This window comes from Pseudomonas sp. 2024-210, from assembly GCF_045062345.1.
In the GTDB taxonomy this organism is placed as follows: Bacteria; Pseudomonadota; Gammaproteobacteria; order Pseudomonadales; family Pseudomonadaceae; genus Aquipseudomonas.
In genome coordinates, this window is the sequence record NZ_JBJGEJ010000038.1 from 1 (window position 1) to 2,466 (window position 2,466).

2 protein-coding genes are annotated in these 2,466 nt (G+C 60.7%); both read left to right on the forward strand.

The window, feature by feature from the left end; all coding sequences use genetic code 11:
- On the forward strand, nucleotides 1–1,511 hold a 1,511-nt coding region (tssI, locus tag ACI7MX_RS22955; protein WP_405592119.1), incomplete at its 5' end, for a type VI secretion system tip protein TssI/VgrG.
- Between the two features lie 71 nt (nucleotides 1,512–1,582).
- Nucleotides 1,583–2,386, forward strand: a complete 804-nt coding sequence (locus tag ACI7MX_RS22960; protein WP_405592122.1) for a DUF4123 domain-containing protein — start codon at nucleotides 1,583–1,585, stop codon at nucleotides 2,384–2,386.
- Nucleotides 2,387–2,466 lie beyond the last annotated feature (80 nt).

Sequence of the window (2,466 nt, forward strand, 5' to 3'; positions counted from 1 at the left end):
TGCCGTTCGTGCCCGCAAACGGCATGGCAGGCCATCAGCCCTCCATCAAGCGCTGGGGGGAACGTCAGCAAATACACACCCGTCGCGCCACCCTGCGCGATTACGATTTTGAGCGGCCCCATGTCACGCTGGAAGAGGACTTTCTCAGCGGCCTGCCCGGCACCGTGGATGCCCACGCGCACCTTGAAGAGTACACCTATGCGGCCCACGCCTTGCCTGAACGTCAGCGTCAACGGCAGGTGCAGCGCACGCTGGAGCGTCTGCAAGTGGGCGCGCGGGTCGTCGATGGCACCAGTGATGAACCGTGTTTGCGGTCAGGGCATGTGCTGACGCTTGAAGGCCATCGGCGTTACAGCCCCAAGGACCTGTGGCTGTTGACCCACATTCACCACGAAGGCTATCAGCCGCAGGTGTTGCAAGAACAAGCGGGCAGCGCCCTGGATTGGCCGAGTGCGGACTTTCAGGGCTATCGCAACACCTTTGAAGCCATCCCCGGCGAGGTGGTCTTCCGCCCGCAGCTTGAGCATCCCAAGACCCTGGTAGTGACCGGCCAGACCGCGGTGGTCACCGGCCCGCCCGGCGAAGAGATCTTTTGTGATGCCTTTGGCCGGATAAAAGTGCGCTTCCATTGGGACCGCAGCGGCATCGACGACGACAACAGCAGTTGCTGGTTGCGCACCGTCAGCAGTTGGGCGGGGCATCAATATGGCAGCCAGACCCTCCCGCGCGTGGGCATGGAAGTGATTATTTTATTCCTGGAGGGGGATTGCGACCGGCCGGTTCTGCATGGCGCGCTGCATAACAAAACCCACACCGTGCCTTACGAGTTGCCGACGCATAAAACCCGAAGTGTCTTCAAAACCCTCAGCTCGCCGGGAGGCGGTGGCTCCAATGAACTGCGCATCGAAGACCGCAAGGGTGCGGAACACATTTATGTACACGCCGAACGCGACCTGCTGGCCCAGGTCAAGCATGACCACACCCTCGAAGTCGGTCACGAGCAGCGCAGCCAGATCCATGGCAGTCGCTACAGCCAGCTCAATGCCGACGAGCATCACCACGTCACGGGCGAGCGCAAGGTGCAACTGTTGAGCAACGACCACCTCACCGTGGCCGGCAACAGCGTTAACAGCACCGGGCAGGTGTTTAAGGTCATGGCCGGTCAGCAAGTCCATCTGCAGGCGGGCGCCGAGGTGGTCATCGACGCGGGGGCCAGCCTGACCCTGAAAGCGGGTGGGCAGCACATTGTGATTTCCAGTGACGGGATCTTCAGCAGCGCTTTGATCCTGCCCGGCGGCACGCCGGTCAGCGGTGCAGCCCTCGAGCCGGCCTTGCCCGGGCTGGCGGGGGAGACGCCCAAAGCCACCGCCGCGCGGTTGCTCGAATTGATGGACACGCAAGGTGTTGGCGACAGTGCCGCCCCGCAGACGCCACCTCAGACCCCGTCTGAAGTGTGCAAAGACTGCCTGCAGCGCGCCAGTGAGCAGGTGCAGGCCGTAGTTGCTCGTTGACTGCTCGTTCAGGCGGTTAAGCGTCGTGTCGCCAAAGCGCATTAATGACGTCCGTGAATCAAGGAGTTTTTATGTATCTGGATGCAAGCGAGTGGTCTAAACACCTGCGAAGCAAAGCACAGCGCCTGGAGCTGACACATCTGGACGTGCTGATCGATGGGACACTGTTCAGTGAGTTGCAGCGTGAATCGCTCGCCGCCCTTGACCCCCAACCGTTGCAGGCACTGTTGTTTGAGCAGACCCCCGAGCATGCAAGCACGTTGCTGGGGCCATTGCTGGTCCGTCTGCAACTGTACGAAGAAACGCATACGCAATGGTTGAACGCGTTCACGCATCAATCCTACAAAACAGCAGGTGCGCTGAACCTGTTGAGTCGCTGGGCGTTTCCTGAACTGGCCGCGCATTTGCGCGACTGTACGCAAGCGCAGTGGAGCAAAGGGGCCCGCACGGGCATTTTGCGTTATTACGATTCACGGCTGTTTGGCACCGTCAGCCTCATGCTTGATCCCCCTCAACGCCAGTATTTTCATGCCCCGGTCATTGAATGGTTATGGCTAAGCCGCGATGGCCGGGTTCGTACGGTAGTGGGGAATCCTTCCGCCCCCGGCGATATCCCGACGTCCGTGCTGAGCCTCAGTGATGAGCAGATGGGTTATATGCAGGCCTGGACCTTGGCCGAGCAGTGGCACCTCGAGCACAGAGCATCGGGTCGTCATGGTTTTACAGCGTTCGAAGACTGGCTACACGTGCTGTTCGAAGGCCATCTGGCGGTGCGTCGTGAGCGCGTGCAGGACGCCGACAGAGAGGCGTTTGTTAAACAATGGCTGGCCACCAACACCCCCAGGAACATGCTTGATGACGGGCGCTCGTTATGAAGCACTGTCTGCCAGTAGCGCTATTGGTCAGCGGGTTGCTGCAAGGTTGCATTGAGTCGCGGCCGACGATGTTGGGGGCT